The organism is Pantoea sp. Lu_F5_004 (assembly GCF_051136245.1).
Lineage (GTDB): Bacteria > Pseudomonadota > Gammaproteobacteria > Enterobacterales > Enterobacteriaceae > Pantoea > Pantoea agglomerans.
Genome location: NZ_CP194946.1, coordinates 2,398,767 through 2,419,039, shown reverse-complemented (window position 1 = coordinate 2,419,039; position 20,273 = coordinate 2,398,767). Strand labels below are relative to the sequence as shown.

15 protein-coding genes and 2 pseudogenes are annotated in these 20,273 nt (G+C 46.1%); 8 read left to right on the top strand and 9 right to left on the bottom strand.

The genetic code is table 11. The features are described from left to right. Positions 1-189 precede the first annotated feature (189 nt). From ACR8BN_RS11195 to ACR8BN_RS11185, 3 genes are read left to right on the top strand one after another with little or no spacing between them, the layout of a single operon-like run. The gene (locus ACR8BN_RS11195) at positions 190-1,401 is read left to right on the top strand and encodes a DNA cytosine methyltransferase (RefSeq protein WP_434746926.1); all 1,212 of its coding nucleotides are present in this window, start codon (positions 190-192) and stop codon (positions 1,399-1,401) included. Beyond that, positions 1,398-4,367, top strand: coding sequence for an ATP-binding protein (locus ACR8BN_RS11190; RefSeq protein WP_434746925.1), 2,970 nt, complete (start codon positions 1,398-1,400; stop codon positions 4,365-4,367). Before ACR8BN_RS11195 ends, ACR8BN_RS11190 begins: the two co-directional genes overlap by 4 nt. Further along, the gene (locus ACR8BN_RS11185; protein WP_434746924.1) at positions 4,360-6,159 is read left to right on the top strand and encodes a response regulator receiver domain; all 1,800 of its coding nucleotides are present in this window, start codon (positions 4,360-4,362) and stop codon (positions 6,157-6,159) included. The genes ACR8BN_RS11190 and ACR8BN_RS11185 overlap by 8 nt, the downstream gene beginning before the upstream one ends. A gap of 371 nt (positions 6,160-6,530) precedes the next feature. Here ACR8BN_RS11185 and ACR8BN_RS11180 read toward each other — a convergent pair whose 3' ends face one another. Together ACR8BN_RS11180 and ACR8BN_RS11175 are read right to left on the bottom strand one after the other, a co-directional pair. Further along, positions 6,531-6,866 carry a hypothetical protein gene (locus ACR8BN_RS11180; RefSeq protein WP_434746923.1) on the bottom strand — a complete coding sequence of 112 codons (336 nt, stop codon included), beginning with the start codon at positions 6,864-6,866 and terminating at the stop codon, positions 6,531-6,533. A 33-nt stretch (positions 6,867-6,899) separates the two neighbouring features. After that, positions 6,900-7,085: pseudogene (locus tag ACR8BN_RS11175) on the bottom strand (acyl-CoA dehydrogenase); the annotation flags it as partial. A gap of 64 nt (positions 7,086-7,149) precedes the next feature. On the opposite strand from ACR8BN_RS11175, the gene ACR8BN_RS11170 reads away from it, so the two are divergent. From ACR8BN_RS11170 to ACR8BN_RS11160, 3 genes are all read left to right on the top strand, one after another. Next, positions 7,150-8,296 (top strand): IS3 family transposase gene (locus ACR8BN_RS11170; RefSeq protein ID WP_434746922.1). Its coding sequence is split into 2 segments (ribosomal slippage): positions 7,150-7,397 and positions 7,396-8,296, totalling 1,149 coding nucleotides; the frame shifts between segments, so codons are not numbered across the junction. A 217-nt stretch (positions 8,297-8,513) separates the two neighbouring features. Next, positions 8,514-9,341, top strand: coding sequence for a hypothetical protein (locus tag ACR8BN_RS11165; RefSeq protein WP_434746921.1), 828 nt, complete (start codon positions 8,514-8,516; stop codon positions 9,339-9,341). A 605-nt stretch (positions 9,342-9,946) separates the two neighbouring features. Next, positions 9,947-10,855, top strand: a complete 909-nt coding sequence (locus ACR8BN_RS11160) for a hypothetical protein (protein WP_434746920.1) — start codon at positions 9,947-9,949, stop codon at positions 10,853-10,855. Positions 10,856-11,128: 273 nt separating this feature from the next. Here ACR8BN_RS11160 and ACR8BN_RS11155 read toward each other — a convergent pair. The 3 genes and pseudogenes from ACR8BN_RS11155 to pth form a co-directional block, all read right to left on the bottom strand. Beyond that, a pseudogene (locus tag ACR8BN_RS11155) lies at positions 11,129-12,312 on the bottom strand (tyrosine-type recombinase/integrase). Between the two features lie 214 nt (positions 12,313-12,526). Then, positions 12,527-13,618: a redox-regulated ATPase YchF gene (ychF, locus tag ACR8BN_RS11150; RefSeq protein ID WP_010245885.1), complete on the bottom strand. Its 1,092-nt coding sequence runs from the start codon at positions 13,616-13,618 to the stop codon at positions 12,527-12,529. 108 nt (positions 13,619-13,726) lie between these two features. Beyond that, positions 13,727-14,314, bottom strand: coding sequence for an aminoacyl-tRNA hydrolase (gene pth, locus ACR8BN_RS11145; protein WP_010245882.1), 588 nt, complete (start codon positions 14,312-14,314; stop codon positions 13,727-13,729). A 255-nt stretch (positions 14,315-14,569) separates the two neighbouring features. Between pth and ychH the strand changes: the two genes are divergently transcribed. Beyond that, the gene (gene ychH / locus ACR8BN_RS11140; protein WP_010245880.1) at positions 14,570-14,845 is read left to right on the top strand and encodes a stress-induced protein YchH; all 276 of its coding nucleotides are present in this window, start codon (positions 14,570-14,572) and stop codon (positions 14,843-14,845) included. Here ychH and ACR8BN_RS11135 read toward each other — a convergent pair. The 4 genes from ACR8BN_RS11135 to lolB all read right to left on the bottom strand — a co-directional run bounded on the left by ACR8BN_RS11135 (position 14,842) and on the right by lolB (position 18,769). Continuing rightward, on the bottom strand, positions 14,842-15,993 hold the full coding sequence (locus tag ACR8BN_RS11135; protein ID WP_434746919.1) for a GGDEF domain-containing protein: 1,152 nt from the start codon (positions 15,991-15,993) through the stop codon (positions 14,842-14,844). The genes ychH and ACR8BN_RS11135 overlap by 4 nt on opposite strands. 214 nt (positions 15,994-16,207) lie before the next feature. Beyond that, the gene (prs, locus tag ACR8BN_RS11130; RefSeq protein WP_010245874.1) at positions 16,208-17,155 is read right to left on the bottom strand and encodes a ribose-phosphate diphosphokinase; all 948 of its coding nucleotides are present in this window, start codon (positions 17,153-17,155) and stop codon (positions 16,208-16,210) included. A 136-nt stretch (positions 17,156-17,291) separates the two neighbouring features. Continuing rightward, positions 17,292-18,149, bottom strand: coding sequence for a 4-(cytidine 5'-diphospho)-2-C-methyl-D-erythritol kinase (gene ispE, locus ACR8BN_RS11125; protein WP_031594612.1), 858 nt, complete (start codon positions 18,147-18,149; stop codon positions 17,292-17,294). After that, positions 18,146-18,769: a lipoprotein insertase outer membrane protein LolB gene (gene lolB / locus ACR8BN_RS11120; RefSeq protein ID WP_031594611.1), complete on the bottom strand. Its 624-nt coding sequence runs from the start codon at positions 18,767-18,769 to the stop codon at positions 18,146-18,148. Before lolB ends, ispE begins: the two co-directional genes overlap by 4 nt. A 216-nt stretch (positions 18,770-18,985) precedes the next feature. On the opposite strand from lolB, the gene hemA reads away from it, so the two are divergent. Next, on the top strand, positions 18,986-20,242 hold the full coding sequence (hemA, locus tag ACR8BN_RS11115; RefSeq protein WP_010669985.1) for a glutamyl-tRNA reductase: 1,257 nt from the start codon (positions 18,986-18,988) through the stop codon (positions 20,240-20,242). Positions 20,243-20,273: the final 31 nt, after the last annotated feature.

Sequence of the window (20,273 nt, the reverse complement as noted above, 5' to 3'; positions counted from 1 at the left end):
CATCCCATATACATAGAAACTAGTATCAATCCTGTTGTTAGTCTCAGTAAAGAGTGTTTGGTGCTTTTGATATCATATAGATAACACGGATCACACGATTTTCTGCTAGTAACATTAACTGGGGGTATCTGATGCAAATGTTGCGTATAATGCTGGCATCAAAACTTGAAAAGTCTGAGTAAGATTAAATTGAAAGCTATTGATTTATTTGCTGGTGCGGGAGGTTTTTCGCTAGCAGCCTTTGAGGTTGGCATTGATGTTCAAGCTGCAATTGAACTCGATAAGCAAGCCTCTGATACTTATTACCACAACCTTGTTGAGAAGCTTGGCGCACAAACTCAGGTGTTCTCCCAAGACATCAATGATGTTGATATTGGCTCTATGATGAAGTTTCAGGGCATCAAGCAGGGGCAGCTTGACATTTTGCTTGGTGGTCCGCCATGTCAAGGGTTTTCATCACATCGTATTAACGATGCAGGAAAAGATGACCCAAGAAATGCTCTATTGATACGTTACTTTGACTTCGTTAAGAATCTAAGACCAAAAGTATTTCTGGTTGAAAATGTGCCGGGCCTCCTTTGGCCTCGCCATGCAGAGTATTTGAACAATTTTATCGCTCTCACGAGAGCACATGACTACCACATCGTTGGGGATCAACCCTTCATTCTCAATGCGAGAGATTATGGTGTTCCACAGAGCCGTAAGCGTGCTTTCATACTTGCAGTAAGAAAAGATATATGCACCGATGGTTTTGAATGGCCTCCAAAAGCGACTCATACCAAATCGGGTACAAGAGTGTGGTCAACATCTTCAACTGTGTTTGAACGTCCTCCTCAATCAGTATTAATTGAGCTGAAAGATAGGCTTATTGAGAAATTTGACTTCACAGTGGAAGATGCTGAAACCTGCATTAAGGCGTTAATGTGGGGCAAACCCGTAGCTTCCAATGATCCATGTCATGTTCATATGATGCATTCTCCTGAACTGACAGCTCTTTTTGAAAACACCCCTCTCTTGGGGGATAGAACTGAATCAGGAAGGATATTGGATTGCCATAAAAATTACAGTGGGCATCTGGATGTGTATGGAAGAATCTATCCCCATATACCATCGAATACTGTTACTACGGGTTGTAATAACCCTTCGAAAGGCCGTTTTGTTCATCCGTGGCTACCACAGGGGATTTCTCTTAGGCATGCGGCACGGTTACAGACATTTCCTGATGATTATGCTTTTTTGGGGGGATCAATGTCTGTTGCTAAACAAATTGGAAATGCTGTCCCTGTGGAACTTGGTAAAGTGCTGCTGGGATCAATAATGAAACTACTATCAACGCAGCCTTCCCATGAGGTTGAAGATAATGCCAGGGAAGTAGATTATGGTAAGGAATGTACAAAATGACGCAACATGTTACGTTTCAGACTAGAGCAAGGACGATTGACCATTTAGGGCGAGAACAGATAGCTGACTGTCCGACAGCTATATCGGAGCTTTGGAAGAACGCTTATGATGCTTATGCCAGACAAGTAAGTCTTCATATCTTTGATGGGGATATGAAGATTTCGGCCGTTGTTGATGATGGCCACGGTATGAATCGTAATGAATTTGAATCTAAATGGCTCATTGTTGGGACGGAATCAAAAACTAATGGTTTCTCTATTCCTGAATTTGATCGAGATGGTTTACCAGAACGTCCAAAGCAAGGTCAGAAAGGAATTGGTCGCTTGTCATCGGCAGCTTTGGGACCACTGCTATTACTCATCTCCAAACGAAAAAACAGTGATTATGTTGCGGCCCTTATAGATTGGCGGTTGTTTGAAAACCCATTCTTATTTTTGAATGATGTTCAAATCCCTGTCAGCGAGTTTAACCGTAAAAATGATCTATCAGAGGTACTTCCACAACTATTTGACCAGATGATGGGGAATATATGGGGTAGCTCAGATGATCCTGCGCGCACAAAACGGATCGCGGATGCATGGAGTGCCTTTAGCAAACAAGAAACTGAAGATGGATTAGAAGTTACTACTCAAGAAAAAATCGAAGAAACACTGATACAAGACGTATTCAAAGATGAGCATTTCAGCAAATGGGCAGTATGGTCGGGCGATTCGGCCCATGGAACAGCCATGTTTATCGCTGATGTTCAATATGACATCTATATCCAGTTATCAAATACCGACCCTAATCAAGCTGACGACACAGAGAAAAGTACTCGTGAGAGATTTTTCCAAACGCTTTCAAATTTCACTGACCCCTTTTCCCGTAATGATGAACCTACAATAGATAATTTTTCATACAATGTTACGGGTTGGATTAATAATACTCCAAGAGTTATTATTGGAGAGAATAGAGAATTTGATCTAAGAAACCTTGAAGATTTGGAACATATCATTGAGGGGGAAGTTGATTCTGATGGATATTTTAAGGGACGGGTTAAGGTTTTTGGAGAGTGGATTGAAGAATATACTATTAAACCAAAGCAAGTCTATAAAACACGAAAAGATAGTGCCTTTGGTCCTTTTCATATACGAATTGGAGCTTTTGAACGAATCTATAACAGTTCTTCACTAAATGAATCTCAACATGCGAACTTTATAGAACAATCAGATAAATATGGTGGTCTCAGAGTATATCGTGATGGGCTGCGAGTTATGCCATATGGAAGGGCTGATAGTGATTATTTTTCAATAGAAGAGCGCCGTTCTAAGAATGCTGGCCGATACTTTTGGTCGAATCGACGCATGTTTGGGCGTATCGCTATAACTCGCGAAAATAACCCTAATTTAAAGGATAAAGCGGGCCGAGAAGGATTTATTGAGAACCGCGCGTCTAAACTTTTTCGTGAAATTGTTGAAAAGATTCTTCTGGATTCTGCTGACAAACACTTTGGTAGGCTTGCAAAAGAACGACAAAGCACAATTGATGATCTCAGAGAAAAGAAAGCTCAGTTAAAGGCTGATGAGGATAGGAGTAAATTACTTAACAAGGAACGCACACGTATACGGATGTCAATAAAACGTAACATGGCATCTCTAGTAAACCTTGTAACCACATTATCTGAATTTAAAGATAATCTGGCAGGTAGATTGAGTTTAGATTCAATTGATGATCTACAAGCGCTTAAGAAAACTACCGATGAATTTATTGAGATAATTCAGAGTTATTCATTGAGTCCTATACCTACAAATCTTGGTCGTTTGGAAGAGGATTATCGGGCTTATAGGAAAGAGGAATTACTGTGCAAAGAGATGATCAAGGATCTCTCATATGCAATAAACAAAGCTATTGCGGATTCTACACAAAAAAGTGACTACGAAAAAGCACATGAAGTTTATCGTAGTAAACTGGCAAGTATCAATAATAGCATCACAAGATATGCTGCCCGCGGTAAAGAAATGCTCGTCAAGCAGCAAGTTGAACTCGAAGAGTTAATTAAAAATTGCCGAGAGCAATATAAACTTGTTATGGAAGAAAGTCTTGAGGACTTAGACCTTGCGAGAGTATCATTGCCAGCAGTGCTTGAGAAATTAGATTCCGAACAAGAGAAAGTTGAAATAGAGAATGCTCAAAAATTATCTCCATATGTTACAGCACTTGAGCGTATTAATGAACAGATTGATCTGGAAGGTCTCGCCATCCACAGCATGAATGAGTCCGTTCGTTATAGAGACGAATTAGCTCGGTTGCATTCGCTGGCGCAGCTCGGAATTACAGTCGAAATTATCGGTCATGAACTTGATGGATTAGATCAAGAGCTTACCTATGCATTGAAAGTGATAAAAGATGATCAGTTGACTCCTACCCAAGAGAAAAACATCGATGTAGCATTAAATTGCCATAACTCATTAATCGATAAGCTTAAATTTCTTTCTCCTCTAAAATTATCCGGGAAGAAAGAGATTCAGAAGATTACAGGTTTAGGTATAGAGGAATATATTACAGGGTATTTTTCTAAACAACTCTCGAACGCAGATATAAAGCTTTCATGCACTCCTGAATTCAGAAATATATCGATTATGGATTTGCAGTCACGAATCTTTCCAGTATTTATAAATATAATAAATAATTCTATATATTGGGTGCAGAGGCTCGAAGGCAATAATAAAGAGATATTATTATCATTTAGGGATAATGAAATATATATAAGTGATGATGGCCCTGGCGTAGATGTTGATGATCTCGGAAGTCTCTTCACACTGTTTTTCACCCGCAAGCAAAAAGGTGGAAGAGGTGTAGGGCTTTATCTATGTAAACAAAATCTGATGGCTGGCGGACATAGTATCCGTTATGAGGTTCGAGATACTTTTAAAAAACTTAGCGGTGCAAATTTTGCGATTGCATTTAAAGGATTAATCAATGACTGACATGACAACGACTTATCCTGAGCTCATAAATGAAGCTTTTATAAAACCTATCCGTAACGTCACAGTTATTGATGATGAATATCCTACTCTTATATCACTGATTGAGTCGCAAGGCCAAGTTATTAATGGTGATGCTGAGACTATTGCATTAAGAAATGCTAATACAGAACGTCTTAAAAAAATCATTAATATGTGTCATTCCGATTATAAGTGGAGTATAGATGTTTTTAACGGTGAATCACCAAATTTCGGAGGGGAGGTAGATATACCACCTCATATTCATCACAGCGATTTGATCGTATTAGATTACCATTTAGATGGTGATGCATCGGCAGATAATGGTGCGCGTGCGCGTAAAATCATCCAATCGCTTGATCGAAACAATCACTATAATATAACCTTGGTGCATACAAAAGGGTATGAGGACGACATTAAGGATGTTTTCATTGAGGTTTTGAAGGATTTTATGCGTGTTGACTCTTCCCATGTTCTCATTCCTTCAGACGATAAAGTTGAAGAAATGAACATCTGGTTAGATTCTCATGATGATGGTAGAGACTATCAATGGATTAACTCAGACATAAATCTACTTGAAGTCTTAAAAATATACTGTTCAGTAACTCCGGATAAATGTATTAATCCAAACAAACCAGAACATCCACTTCATGCTTTTGTGCCTGAGATAAATGATGTGGCACAAGAGTCAGGCTTAGATTGTTTCGATCTTATGAAATGGCGATTTCATGATATCCTGAAGCAAAATGAAATAGAGTTTGAGAAAAATGCCAGAGATGACTTAAGATGGTATTGGGGGAATGATACTAATTTTATTAGTACAGGTAAGACTTTCATTTCAGTTATTAGAAAGAGTTCGGAAAGTCCTAAAGACGAACTGATAGGTGCACTTAACATTGCCTTAACTAAACACAATGCATCACCGATGCATCTCTTGATGGCGAAAATGCGCTATGAGATGGATGAAAATGGCATTGAGCAAGCATCAAGAATCATCAGCAACAAATATGCCCAAGCTGGGTGGCTTTACAACCTTCTTAAAAATGCTGGTGATGATTCAGCTCACGATAAGGCGATTAATTTGCATTGGGAGCAGTTGGCAACAGCTTCACGATTAGTTCTTCGCGATTTTTCTAAAAAAATAATGACAGTAGCTGAGAATGACTGTCCTTCGAATGAGAAGGGGTTTGTTCAGAAATTTTTCAAAGAATGCATGGGCGATAAAAATCTAGCCGTAGGGCATCTTAATGCTTTCTCTTGTTCTTTGCCAGTAAGCAATGACCATCTTATAACGGGTACCGTTTTAGATATTGAAGGTGAAATATGGGTATGCATTACACCAGCCTGTGATTTAGTACCCAAACAAAAGATTACTCAATGGCAATCACGCATTGGTGAGTCTCATAAAGTTTTTAAAGCAGTAAGATTTGACAGTGCGAAATTGAGCAAGGCAAATAGTAATGCAAACTGTAATGAATATATCTACCTTAATATTGATGGTACACCAAAAGCCTATTGGTTGGGGAACGATAATCCGACTTGGGATACATTTTACGCAGGAAATTTAGGCCGCTATGGAGATGGGCATACTGTGACGCTAACTGCTGTTCGCGAAGATGCTACAGTTGATGGTAACCCATTAACTATACGGTCATTAGCTGCTCACGCTATTGCAGAGTTACGTTATGAGTATGCTCTGAATCTATTGCATAAGTTTGGTTCATCGCAGACCCGTGTAGGGCTTGATTTTCAGGAGCAAAACAGTATGTGGGCTTAGCACTTGATTTGAGTCCACCAGAACATTGTTTTTATACAGATATTAATTAATATGATATTCGGTTCAGGCTCGCAAAGTACTTCAAGTAAGAGCCTGAACACGTATAGTGGCTAAATATCATGTAGAAATGTATGATGATTGTTGGTGGCATCCTTTATTATCAATTGCATTAGCCATGTTAATTAAGGGTTGGGTTGAATGATTGCAGCTATATATAAAATAGAGCTAAGATGATGATGGTATTAAATAGATTTTGGAGGACGTTAACCCCCTGTCTATGGAATAAACCAAGAGCCTACTGGGGGCGGCTCTTGGTTAGCTTGTTACTATCTTAATTGATTGTTTTTTATTTTATCGCAAAGTGTGAAATTTTATAAACCTGACACGTTTATATAGAATCGTCCTTTACCCTCATCAGTTTTCTGTATTCGGTAGGTGATTGGCAAAGAATTTTGTAAATCTGGTTTTGTAAACGTTAAATCGGCCGCACACTGATAGACATCAAGACCTGATTCATGGCTAATTGTTCTGACATTTTCTACTGAAATCCGTACATCCCTATCTAGCGTCATCCCTTTCTCGATTGTCTTTCTGGCAATATCCACGACCAGATTTTTTGCATCATCACTACTACATTTTGGCGTTTTCTCGCCGCAGCCAGCCAGCAAACCAGCAGCAATTAATACCAGAAGTATTGCTTTTTTCATCTATAGTTCCTTCGTAAATTAATGATACTTTTATTACTCATTAAATAGACCATCCATTGCGCCTGCCGCAGAAGCCCCGCAGTATCCCTCGCAACCACGAGTCATCACGCTGGCCTTACCGTTTTTCAGTTCACTAATTACTGCAACACACTGGCTGTTATTGTCATTCCAGACCCAGCGACGCTTCTGGCTTTCTCCAGCAGCTATTTGCTGTGCTGTCTGAATCGCCACGGGTTTAACAGACACCTCAGAGTCATTTAAGATGGCTTAAAGAGAGGTGCACATGATCGGTAAGCGTTATCCCGAAGAGTTTAAAATTGAAGCAGTCAAACAGGTTGTTGATCGTGGTCATTCTGTTTCCAGCGTTGCAACACGTCTCGATATCACCACCCACAGCCTTTACGCCTGGATAAAGAAGTACGGTCCGGAATCTTCCACTAATAAAGAACAGCCAGATGCTCAGGCCGAGATCCGCCGTCTCCAGAAAGAGCTGAAGCGGGTTACCGACGAACGGGACATATTAAAAAAGCCGCGGCGTACTTCGCAAAGCTGTCCGACTGAGGTACGCCTTTATCCGTGACAACACCTGTTGCTGGCCTGTTCGCCTGCTCTGTCGGGTGCTGGATGTTCATCCCAGTGGCTTTTACGCCTGGCTTCAGCAGCCGCATTCACAACGCCATCAGGCAGATCTGAGACTGACAGGACAGATTAAACAGTTCTGGCTGGAATCGGGATGCGTCTATGGTTATCGCAAGATCCATCTGGACTTGCGGGACAGCGGTCAACAGTGCGGAGTCAACAGAGTCTGGCGACTGATGAAACGTGTCGGGATAAAGGCTCAGGTCGGATACCGGAGCCCGCGGGCACGTAAAGGCGAGGCCAGTATCGTGTCGCCCAACAGGCTCCAGCGGCAGTTCAATCCGGATGCTCCGGATAAGCGTTGGGTAACGGACATAACCTACATCAGGACCCACGAAGGCTGGCTGTATCCTGCCGTGGTTGTTGATCTGTTCTCACGCAAAATTATCGGCTGGTCCATGCAATCCCGGATGACAAAGGACATTGCCCTGAACGCACTGCTGATGGCTGTATGGCGGCGTAATCCCCAAAAACAGGTGCTGGTTCACTCGGATCAGGGCAGTCAGTACACAAGCCATGAGTGGCAGTCGTTCCTGAAATCACACGGCCTGGAAGGCAGCATGAGCCGTCGCGGTAACTGCCACGATAATGCGGTTGCAGAAAGCTTTTTTCAGTTACTGAAACGCGAGCGAATAAAGAAAAAGATCTACGGAACGCGGGAAGAAGCCCGCAGCGATATTTTTGATTACATCGAAATGTTTTATAACAGTAAGCGTCGACATGGTTCTAGCAATCAGATGTCACTGACAGAATATGAAAACCAGTATTATCAACGGCTCAGAAGTGTCTAGATTATCCGTGGCGATTCACACTCCATTATGATCTGCTCAAGTATCATTCAATTAAAGATACTCAACCTAGCGTACTCTGACATTGCTTTCTGCTTTAACTGGTGAGATAAAGAATGCGCAATGTAACGTGCTTGCAATAAGAGTTAATCGCAACTCATGATGGGAACAAGCCACTTTGGTATATTCGGTATAATCATAACCAGGTAATGTTAAGTCAATGAAGATACAGGTAGAGGTTTTTAATAATAACGTTGCAAAGAAAATCACAACTCCTGAGCTTAATGGGGAAATTTTTGCATTCGACAGAGATAATATTGATGCACTTGATAGATTAAATATCATTAATAAAACGCCAATGTGTTACATTCTTTATCACGATTATTATGATCGAAGCATTAATAAAAATGAAATATATATTGGTCAGACTGACACGGGAATGATAAGAATAAAAACACACCATAGGGAGAAAGATGACTGGAATAAAGGGTTGATAATTTTCTACGGAATGCCTTCGTTTGATGTAATATTCAAACTTGAAAGTGATTTAATTCAGTTAGCTAGAATTTCGTTGAAATACCATGTCTTGAATATAAAAAATGAAAGCAGAGGGAATTTGTGTGATTGTCAAGAGGAACGATATGATGTGTTCCTTGATAAAATTCAAGACGTATTAAATGCCATTAATATAGATATCTTTGCGAGAAAAATTGATGGTGCATTTACCTTTGATTCTCAAACCAACCTGAAAGCATCATTAATTAAATGCTCACCTCCTTACGAGATAATGGTTCTCGCAGGAAGCTTTGCTGAGGATTTTAAACTTGGATATACTGGGAATTTATTCAAGAAAAATAACGTAAGCACTGAGATACGTGAGAAGAAAACCACAATCATGAGTCGTAGAATAATAAGTGAACATATATCTGAAGCTAACTATTATACTTTCAATATTGACACGCATTTCATAATTGAAGAGGCTGAAAAAATGGCTTTGTATAAATTTAAAAATGTTAACGGATTAAGTATGCACAAATTTATTGACTAGATATATATCATATGTAATCTGATTTTTTGTTATGTTGGTTTTACAAGAACGAAGAGGAAATGAGGAGATTGATAAATCGTGACAAGCTCCTCGTCATTTATTAGCTAAAATCAAACCTACTTAACAGAATAAGTATCCTCTAATAAGTTTTTAGTACCGAGGGATTTGCACATTATAGTTAAAGGCCATTTAGCCCAAGCTTGCTTACCATCGATTAGCAGACGTAAAGTCTGCAATGTCAACTAATGAAACTGAGCGGATATTTGCACTTTTCTCTTTCGGTAATGCAGCAAACCAGCTGGAGCTAACTGAGCGTAAAACCCAGCGACTTATGAACCGCTTTAGTGAATCGTATGCTGCACGGTTAGTCAGCCTTCGTGATGGAAAGCCTGAAAATCATCGGTTTCCGGAAACTAAGTGCAATTTGATGCGGGTCAACGTACGCCATAATTATGGTAGATTATAGATGGTTGAGTGGGCTACAATAGCGTTGAAATTTTTTAGGTTTATAAAGTTAAGAATGTATCGAGATCCGAAAATTAATTATTGATTTCTATTGTCAAAAGAATTTATGCAAGGTGCAATTTATTAAGGAATGAATGATTGTGAATAAAATTATCAGAATCGACTTTTTAGAAGATACAGAGAAAGAGTATTATGCAGCACTCTCATGGCTCAATGATCTAGGAGTGAAAATAGACGCAAGTAGGCTGATGCAAACCTATAAGAGAGTAATAAAATCAAAAAAAGAGCAGTTGAGTCCCGATGAGGTTTGGTCATCATTGGAGTTACATGAAGCTCATGAGTTATATAAAACATTTTCTGAGCTTCCGGAACTACATGAGAACATTCGTGTAAATTTAAAGAAAATCATAAAGGGTCAATTATTTCTTAAGGACGAAGTAATATCAGGCACAGCTAACAATGGCCGAAATTATATGTTTGAGCTGTCGATGGTTGAGTACTTCATTAAACGCGAAATACATATTCGATTCGATTCCAAAGCAGATTTCAATATTGCCACCCCATCTGGTAATGTCTTCTTTGAGTGTAAAAGACCAGCATTAGAATCTACATTGCTAACAAACACGTTAGAGGCTTTCAAGCAGATTAATAATAGAGGAACGCCATCCGACTCAGGTGTGGTATGTATATCTTTGAGTCGAATAATCTGGGAAAAAATGAAGAGTGGGATATTAAACTCTAAACTAGATGATATAACAAGCTATGTGTTAAATTTAGCGAATGAAGAGTTAGGAACTATAAAACGGTGTTGGGACTTCAATAAGCATAAGAAAACCATATTAATTATCACTGATATCAAAGTTCCATTTGTGAATCCTGAAACCAATGATCTTTTATTTTTTCAACATAAAAACTTTAATTTTAGATATTGGGAGATGCACCTTGCCCCACCATGGAATTATGAAGTTATCACAAGGGGTATTATATCCAAGGCAATAATCAATCAATTTGAAAATGAAAACATGGCAAACCCTATAATGGCAAAGTAATCTGATCGCCTAACTGCGCATACTGCCCTCATAAAAAGATGGAAAATCTGCAGTGACCTTTTTTATGAACTTAAATTTTCAATTATTTCCATCTGGGGAAGTTTCGGGGTTTCTTGTTGAGGTATAATTATCTTTTGTGATTAGAATGTAAATCCTTTACTTGGGGTACAACTATTTCCACCACCGGCTGGGAGTATCCACAGTCCGCTCTTGGCACAAAGTGGACCCTGAGGAATGAGTTCTATCCTCGTGTTTCACTAAGTGCAATAAGTTCTACTCGAATTCTGCTACCCATTTGCCCAACATGTCAGCCCAATCCTGCATCATCACTTTACGTTCATCAAGATAGGTCGCATGGTTATATGTGCGGCGAACATTGTTAGTATCAGCATGTGCAAGTTGAGCTTCAATAGCATCAGGTCGATAGCTCATCTCGTTTAAACGTGTACTGCCTGTAGTTCTGGTAGCATTTGGGCTATAAGTACCACTCCAACCGAGTCTTTTAAGTAGCTGACGCAGTGAATGCGATGTCATCGGGCCACGTGGGTTATCTCGGCCCGGAAAAAGGTGCTGTCGATGCCCGGTTAATCCCCGTAGCGTTTTGAGCATTTTGACTGCTTGGGAGGGAAGGGGAATAACATGCTCTCTGCGAGCTTTCATGCGCGTCGCCGGAATGGTCCACAATGCGTTATCAAGATCGAATTCTGCCCATTCTGCCTCGGTGACTTCGGCTGGTCGCGCCAGCGTCCACCACATTAGCCACATGCAATAGTTAACCTGATATGTGCCGCGACTGTTATCAAAACAGCCTAATAGCTTCCCGATTTGCTGTGGATTCAATGCCTGTTTGTGCTGAGTTTTGTTTGCCGGAAGTGCCTTACGTACCGGCCAGACAGGATCACTGTCTGCTCTGAGCGTTGCTACCGCCAGCTCAAAAATGGATGAAATTGTACGTCGGGCTTCAGCGGCAACAGTTGGAGCGCCGCGTTTAGCGGTTTCCTGAAGAATTTTAAGAATGTGGTGTGGGGTTATCTCCCTGATAGGGAGCTTACCGATTGTGGGTAAAACCACACGTTCAAGCATATCCAGTCGGCGTGTTTTGGTAATTTCGGCCCAGTCTTTCATCTGCAACCACTCTTTGGCGATTAGCTCAAAGGTGTTAGATGCGTCATTGACCTTGCGGATCTTATCTAACTGACGAGCCTGTATCGGGCTAACTCCATCTGCAACTTGCTTTCTCGCTTGCTCACATTTCTCTCGCGCTTCGGAGAGCTTTACCGCCGGGTACTCACCCAACGCAAACATGCTTGATTTACCGTTGAGTTTAAACCGATAGCGCCATGCCTTTTTGCCATTGGGTTTTACTTCGAGGTAGAGACCATTAAAGTCGTTGATTCGATGAAGTTTTTCTTTCGGCCGGGCACTGCGGCACTGCGGCATTGCGTATCAGTGAGCATAGCGGGTCCTTGTCTATTTCTTATACCGTTATTGTACTCACCTAAAATGTTAATGGAAACGGATTGTACTCATCTATGTACTCATTTTAGACTGCGCTTCCATGAGATAACATGAGACAATGTGGAATAAAAAATCCACGCAAATGCGTGGATTTAATTGTTTTCTGTGATCTTCATGAGATTCAGTTAAACCCCATGAGACAACAATCTTTAATCAGACGTTGAACAGGAAGTTCATCACATCGCCATCTTTCACGATGTACTCTTTGCCTTCTGAACGCATCTTGCCGGCTTCTTTAGCACCTTGCTCGCCTTTATAAGCGATGAAATCTTCAAACGCGATGGTCTGGGCGCGGATAAAGCCTTTCTCGAAGTCGGTATGGATTTTACCGGCGGCCTGTGGAGCCGTCGCGCCAACCGGGATGGTCCAGGCACGTACTTCTTTCACGCCAGCGGTGAAGTAGGTCTGCAGGTTCAGCAGGGAGTAACCGGCGCGGATAACGCGGTTCAGGCCTGGCTCTTCCAGTCCCAGCTCTGCCATGAACTCGTCACGGTCTTCATCTTCCAGCTCAGCAATGTCCGACTCAACGGCGGCGCACACGGGCACCACGACTGAACCTTCCGCTTCGGCGATAGCGCGCACCTGATCCAGGTACGGGTTGTTCTCGAAACCATCTTCATTGACGTTAGCAATGTACATGGTGGGTTTCAGGGTCAGGAAGCTCAGATAGCGGATTGCCGCTTTGTCGTCCTCATCCAGATTCAGTGAACGCAGCATGCCCGCTTCAGAAAGATGCGGCAGGCACTTCTCCAGCGCAGCCAGCTCGGCTTTGGCATCTTTGTCGCCGCCTTTGGCTTTCTTCTGCACACGCTGAATCGCACGTTCACAGGTTTCAAGATCGGACAGCGCCAGCTCGGTGTTGATCACATCAATATCTTCAGCCGGGTTCACTTTACCCGCCACGTGGATGATGTTGTCGTTTTCAAAGCAGCGCACCACGTGGCCGATCGCTTCGGTTTCACGGATGTTGGTCAGGAACTGGTTACCCAGGCCTTCACCTTTTGACGCGCCTTTTACCAGACCGGCGATATCGACGAATTCCATGGTAGTCGGCACCACGCGCTGCGGCTTAACAATCTCAGAAAGCTGGTCGAGACGCAGGTCAGGCATCGGCACCACGCCCGTGTTTGGTTCAATGGTGCAGAAGGGGAAGTTAGCCGCTTCGATGCCCGCTTTAGTCAGCGCGTTAAACAGAGTGGATTTACCGACGTTCGGCAGGCCCACGATACCGCATTTGAATCCCATGGTTTGATACCCTTTATAACTGGATGGACAGTTCGCCAGAAGGCGGACTGTCGGAGACGAATTGAAAAATTTCGCGCATTATACACGGAATCACGACGATTCGGGCGTTTAAGCAGGCTTGAAGGCGTGCAGCCGGTTCATCGCCTTGATACGATCCTCTTTCAGCCACAGTTCGGTGCAGCGCGCCGCCTCATCAATGGCATCATCAATCAGCTTCTGCTCACTGGCGGGCGGCTTGCCCAGCACAAATCCGGTCACCTTGTTGCGATCACCGGGATGCCCGATACCGATGCGCAGCCGATGGAAATTGTTGTTGTTGCCCAGTTTGCTGATGATATCTTTCAGCCCGTTATGGCCGCCATGCCCGCCGCCCTGCTTGAACTTCGCCACGCCGGGTGGCAGATCGAGTTCATCATGCGCCACCAGGATCTCTTCTGGCGCGATGCGATAAAAGGTCGCCATCGCCGCCACGGCTTTCCCGCTCAGGTTCATAAAGGTGGTCGGCACCAGCAGGCGCACATCCTCTCCGGCTATCGCCAGGCGCGCGGTATAGCCATAGAATTTGCCTTCCTCTTTCAGTGACTGATTGTGGCGCTCAGCCAGTAAATCCAGATACCAGGCACCCGCATTGTGGCGCGTGGCGGCATATTCAGCGCCTGGATTGGCAAGGCCCACAATCAGTTTAATGCTGCTCACAATGATTATCCTGCTGTTATCGCGAAAGGGCGTTAGTTTACTTCGCCACGAGCGAGATGACAAAGTACAAGCATCGAAATGGTTCATGACGGTGATTAATCATTTTCCATCTGAATCAACAGGCTGCAATCAGGACCAGTTAATTATTTATGGCTGATGTGTGATCCAGTCCGCAACGTTATCGTCACCCATTGCCTAAGCTTATGGCACTTAACATTGTGTGCGGTTATTGACTCATATGGATGGAGGTGCAGCATGAAACATCAACACTGCCGCGTAGCGGGTAACAGCTTGATGGTACTGGGATTAGTCACAATGGTGCTGGGCGTGGGTTTCTCAATTATGAACCAGCTTCCCTCGCTTGATCTGCCAGATGCGCTGGCGCAGGGCGCAATCTTAGGCATCTTTGTTGGTGCAATGATGTGGCTGGTCGGGGCGGGTCTGAGTGGTCGTGAAAAGGTTGAAGATCGTTATTACTGGCATCGTCACTATGACAAACGTTGTCGCCGGTCGCACAATTCTCACCATTAACTGATGCCAGCAGTGACCGGATGCTGCGCGATGCGGTTCCGGCCGCTGGCCTTGGCGTGATAGAGCGCTTTATCCGCCAGCGTGAGTAAATCGTCAAAACCCTGCTGCTGATGTGTGACAGTGGCAAACCCAATGCTTACCGAATAGGCAATTGAATTGGGTTGTGACGCACAGACCTCCCGCCGAATTGTCTCGCACCAGGCCTCTGCCTCTGTTGCCGCCGCCGGAATTATCGCCGCAAACTCCTCTCCGCCCAGTCGCGCAAAACGCCCCTCGGCTGGTATCAGCCCTCTGACAATGTCGCAAAAGTGAATCAATATCTGGTCGCCCTGTTGATGGCCATACCGATCGTTAATGCTCTTAAAATGATCCAGATCGAACAGTATCGCGCTAAAGGGCCGGTTCTGACGGCGGCATCGCGCCACAATCTTCTCTGCTTCATTAAATAAAGCACGACGATTCCAGACGCTGGTCAGAGGATCGTGCATCGAGGCATGCTTTAAGACTGACTGCATCTGTTCATTCACCATGGCCAGGATAGTAAATGTCAGACCGATGACAAACAGAATCGATTCCAGGATGACGTAAATCGAGAAGTTTGATCCGCCAATGGCGCCAGGCAGCGTGCTGGGAATAGCGCTGTCCAGAAACAGGCGAGCGAGATGAAACAGCAGATGGATCCACAGCAGCAGCTGTGCAGGCCAGAAAGTTGCCTTTAACGTGTCACGTGCCAGCCAGACCAGCTGGATCAGTGCGGCAGTATAGGCGATGCAGGCGATGCAGAGCACCAGCACCCGTTTGGGTAAGCTGTAATAGAATGCCGGGAAACAGCAGAGGAGTGCCCAGAGCAGGGCGCCCAGCAGCCAGTGAGTGCCGATGGGCTTGCCGCAGAAGCGCCGGAACGCATTTAACAATCCGCCGTAAGCCAGCATCACTAAAACGTTACCCACTGCAACGGGCAGGAAATGCAGGCCACTGCTGCGCAGGCTACTTAAGAATACCGCAATCAGGGTAAAAACCAGCGACAGGCAGGTGAAGCCGAGAACGCGATCATACTGCGATCCGATCCAGGCAAAAAACATGATGATGCTCAGAAACCCCAGCACATAAAGCTCGCAGACAAATAACGTATAGATATCCAGGCTCATGGCGGTCAGGGTTCTTATGAAAAGTGCGCTGCAAATTACCACTTAACGGCACAGGGCAGAAGCGGGAAACGCGGCGTTTTATCAAAAGAGTGGGTGGCGTTGGAAACAGGCGATTTTGGGGAAATTTATCGCGAAAATATCAGAAAAGGAAGCGCGTTAATCGGGCACCCGGCAGGCATAAAAAAACCGGGCACAGGGCCCGGTTCCGCGAAGATTAATGCTCGAACATTGCCGAGATTGATTCTTCGTTACTGATGCGGCGAATGGCTTCGGCCAGCATGCCAGATAAGGTCAGCGTGCGCACATTCGGCAGTGACTTAATCTCCTGAGAGAGTGGGATGGTATCGCAGACGATCACCTGGTCGAGTACAGATTTACGCAGGTTTTCAACCGCATTGCCGGAGAAGATCGGGTGGGTCGCGTAAGCAAATACGCGTTTAGCACCACGCTCTTTCAGCGCTTCAGCCGCTTTGCACAGCGTGCCGCCGGTGTCGATCATGTCGTCGACCAGCACGCAGTCGCGGCCAGCAACGTCACCAATGATGTGCATCACCTGAGAAACGTTCGCGCGAGGGCGACGTTTATCGATGATGGCCATATCGGTGTCGTTCAGCAGTTTAGCGATAGCACGGGCACGTACTACGCCACCAATATCGGGAGAAACAACAATCGGGTTTTCCAGACCGATCTGCATCATATCTTCCAGCAGGATCGGACTGCCAAATACGTTATCAACCGGGACGTCGAAGAAGCCCTGGATCTGCTCGGCGTGCAGGTCAACCGTCAGAACACGGTCAACACCGACGCTGGAAAGGAAGTCTGCCACTACTTTAGCGGTGATAGGTACACGCGCGGAACGCACGCGGCGATCCTGACGGGCATAACCAAAGTAGGGGATGACTGCGGTAATACGACCAGCAGAAGCACGACGCAGCGCGTCGACCATCACAACCAGTTCCATCAGATTATCGTTGGTGGGGGCACAGGTGGACTGGATGATGAAAATATCACCACCGCGTACATTTTCGTTGATCTGTACGCTCACTTCACCATCACTGAAACGTCCTACAGCGGCGTCTCCCAGGCTGGTGTAAAGGCGGTTGGCAATACGTTGTGCTAGTTCCGGGGTGGCGTTACCAGCAAATAGCTTCATATCAGGCACGAGAAGAACCTCAGGCTTTGCGTCCAGAGAATGAACGGCATGACTGTAACCGGCGCGTACGGTCATGTGCGTTCACACGGGTGTGTTGATGCGAAACGTGCAGTGTCCGGAACGTGGTGACACTGTCACGCATTCGCTAATCGCCTCGCAGGGTACGCTGTAGCGGCGAAACATTTACGCCCCGGGCTACAAATGCGCGTACCCCATTCGGGGCAAGCTCCAGCACCTGGCGGGCAGCAGACTCGGTGTCGAATTCAGCAAACACACAAGCGCCCGTGCCAGTCAGGCGTGACGGCGCGTATTCTAGCAGCCAGGAAACAAGCTCATCAACCTCACGAAAACGTTTTCTTACCACTGCTTCACAATCATTGGTGAAGGGTGAGGCTAAAAGCGTCGATAAACTGCGCGATGGAGTATCTCGCGTCAGTTCGGGGTCGTTGAATACTACTGGGGTGCTGATATTCACGCCGGGATGGGCGACAAGATACCACTTTTCTTTCGGCTCTGCGGGATGAAGTTGTTCACCCACCCCCTGGGCGAAGGCCGCGAAGCCCTGGACAAACACCGGCACATCCGCGCCCAGCTTCACGCCCATCGCTGCCAGCTCATCCGGCGTGAAGCCGGTTTGCCACAGATGATTCAGCGCCACCAGTACGGTTGCCGCATCAGAGGAGCCGCCACCGAGACCGCCACCCATGGGCAGGTTTTTCTCAACGGCAATCTGCGCGCCCGCGTGAGCGGACAGGCGGTGGTTATCCTGCGCCGCCTGTTTCAGCATGTTTGCGGCGCGGACAATCAGGTTATCCGCATCCGCAACACCTGCCACGGGCGTTAACAGTGTAATCGAGCCGCTTTGATCGACGGTAATCTGCAACTGGTCACCGTAATCAAGAAACTGAAACAGCGTCTGCAGGTTGTGATAGCCGTCGGGACGACGGCCGGTGATGTAGAGAAAAAGATTCAGTTTTGCCGGGGCAGGCCAGTGGGTGATCATTGAACGGTCCAGCCGTCCATACGCAGTTTAATCCGCTGGTCACCCTCTTTCAGCTCCAGGCTCGAAGGCAGCGGCGGGGTGACTTTGCTGTCGTAGCCCCCGATAGAGACCTGCCAGTTCTGACCGTCGCGGCTGTAGTTCAGGCTGCTCAGCTGATAGCTCTCGTTGAGCTGATAGTCGGTGGCATCACCTGGCAGACCCATCATCCACTGGCGCAGATTCGCCAGCGGAATGTTCATGCCGGTCAGCTGCGAAATCATTTTCTGCGCATCGTTGCTGACGTAACGCTTGCCTTTGTTATCGACGATCTGTACCACCGAGCCCTGCGCATCCAGCTGCAGTTCGGTGCTGCCCAGCGGATTGGTCAGCAGCAGGCGATAGCGATCGGGCGCGGTCTGCTGCCAGTTGAAGCGGGCATAGACTTTCTGCTTGTCAGAAAGATAGGCAAAGGCGCCGCGGGTCTGATAGTGCGTGACCTTTGAGACCGCCTGCTGATGCTGTTGCCACTGTGGCGCGGTAACGCTGGGGCCCGGGCCTTGCGGTTTGTTGACGCTACAGGCTGCCAGCAGCACGCTGGCAAGGGGCAAAAGGCGCAACAGATTGCGTGGTGAATTAAGCATCAAGTGGTCATCTCCTCGGACACATTTATTATTCGTAACGGATAACGCTAACCGTCCCGGTTTTAACCGTCAATGCTGTTATGCAGCAAATTGAGCACGATCGGGTTAATCTTATTACAGTCATAGGCTTTGTATGGCTTTTCTTGATCTGCCGCATCTTGTAGAATGCGCCTCACAAAACCCTGACATTATTGGGACATCCCAACCAAAACCGCTATGACGCTGCTCGCTCTCGGAATCAATCACAAGACAGCCCCCATTGCTCTGCGCGAACGCGTCTCGTTCGGGCCGGAGACGCTTGAGCAGGCGTTAAACAGCCTGTTATCACAGCCAATGGTGCAGAGCGGCGTGGTGTTGTCCACCTGTAACCGGACTGAACTCTACCTGAGTGTAGAGCAGCAGGCCGACTTACAGGCGCGTCTGGTGAGCTGGTTATGCAATTATCATCAGCTGGATGAAGAGGATGTGCGAAACAGCCTCTACTGGCATCAGGATAACGAGGCGGTCAGCCATCTGATGCGCGTTGCCAGCGGACTCGACTCACTGGTGCTGGGCGAACCGCAGATCCTCGGTCAGGTGAAAAAAGCCTTTGCCGACTCATCACGCGGTCAGGCGCTGAGCAGTGAACTGGAACGCATGTTCCAGAAAACCTTCTCGGTTGCCAAGCGCGTGCGTACGGAAACGGATATCGGTGCCAACGCGGTGTCGGTGGCGTTTGCCGCCTGTACGCTGGCCCGTCAGATCTTCGAATCGCTCTCTTCCGTCAATGTCTTGCTGGTTGGCGCTGGTGAGACCATTGAGCTGGTGGCGCGTCATCTGCGTGAACATCAGGTCAAAAATCTGATTATCGCCAACCGTACCCGCGAACGTGCCGAAACACTGGCGTCGGAAGTGGGTGCAGAGGTGATCACCCTGGCGGAGATCGACGCCCGTCTGGCAGAAGCCGACATTATTATCTCGTCCACCTCCAGTCCGCTACCGATTATCGGTAAGGGGATGATGGAGCGCGCGCTGAAAGCGCGACGTAACAAGCCAATGCTGCTGGTCGATATTGCGGTTCCGCGCGACGTAGAGCCGGAAGTGGGCGACCTGCCTAACGCCTATCTCTACAGCGTGGATGACCTGCAGGCGATCATCGAGCAGAACCTGGCGCAGCGCAAAGCGGCCGCGGTTCAGGCCGAAAGCATCGTGGTTCAGGAAAGCAGCGAATTCATGGCATGGCTGCGCTCACAGGGCGCGGTGAATACGATCCGTGAATATCGTTCTCAGGCGGAAGAGATCCGCGCTGAGCTGGAAGGCCGTGCGCTGCAGGCGCTGCAGCAGGGTGCCGATCCGCAGAAAGTCATGCAGGAACTGGCGCACAAGCTGACCAACCGTTTAATACACGCTCCAACCAAATCACTTCAGCAGGCCGCCCGCGACGGCGATAATGAACGCCTGCAGATTTTACGCGACAGCCTGGGTCTCGATTAGGCACACCGCTGTCGCCACCTGTTACGGGAAT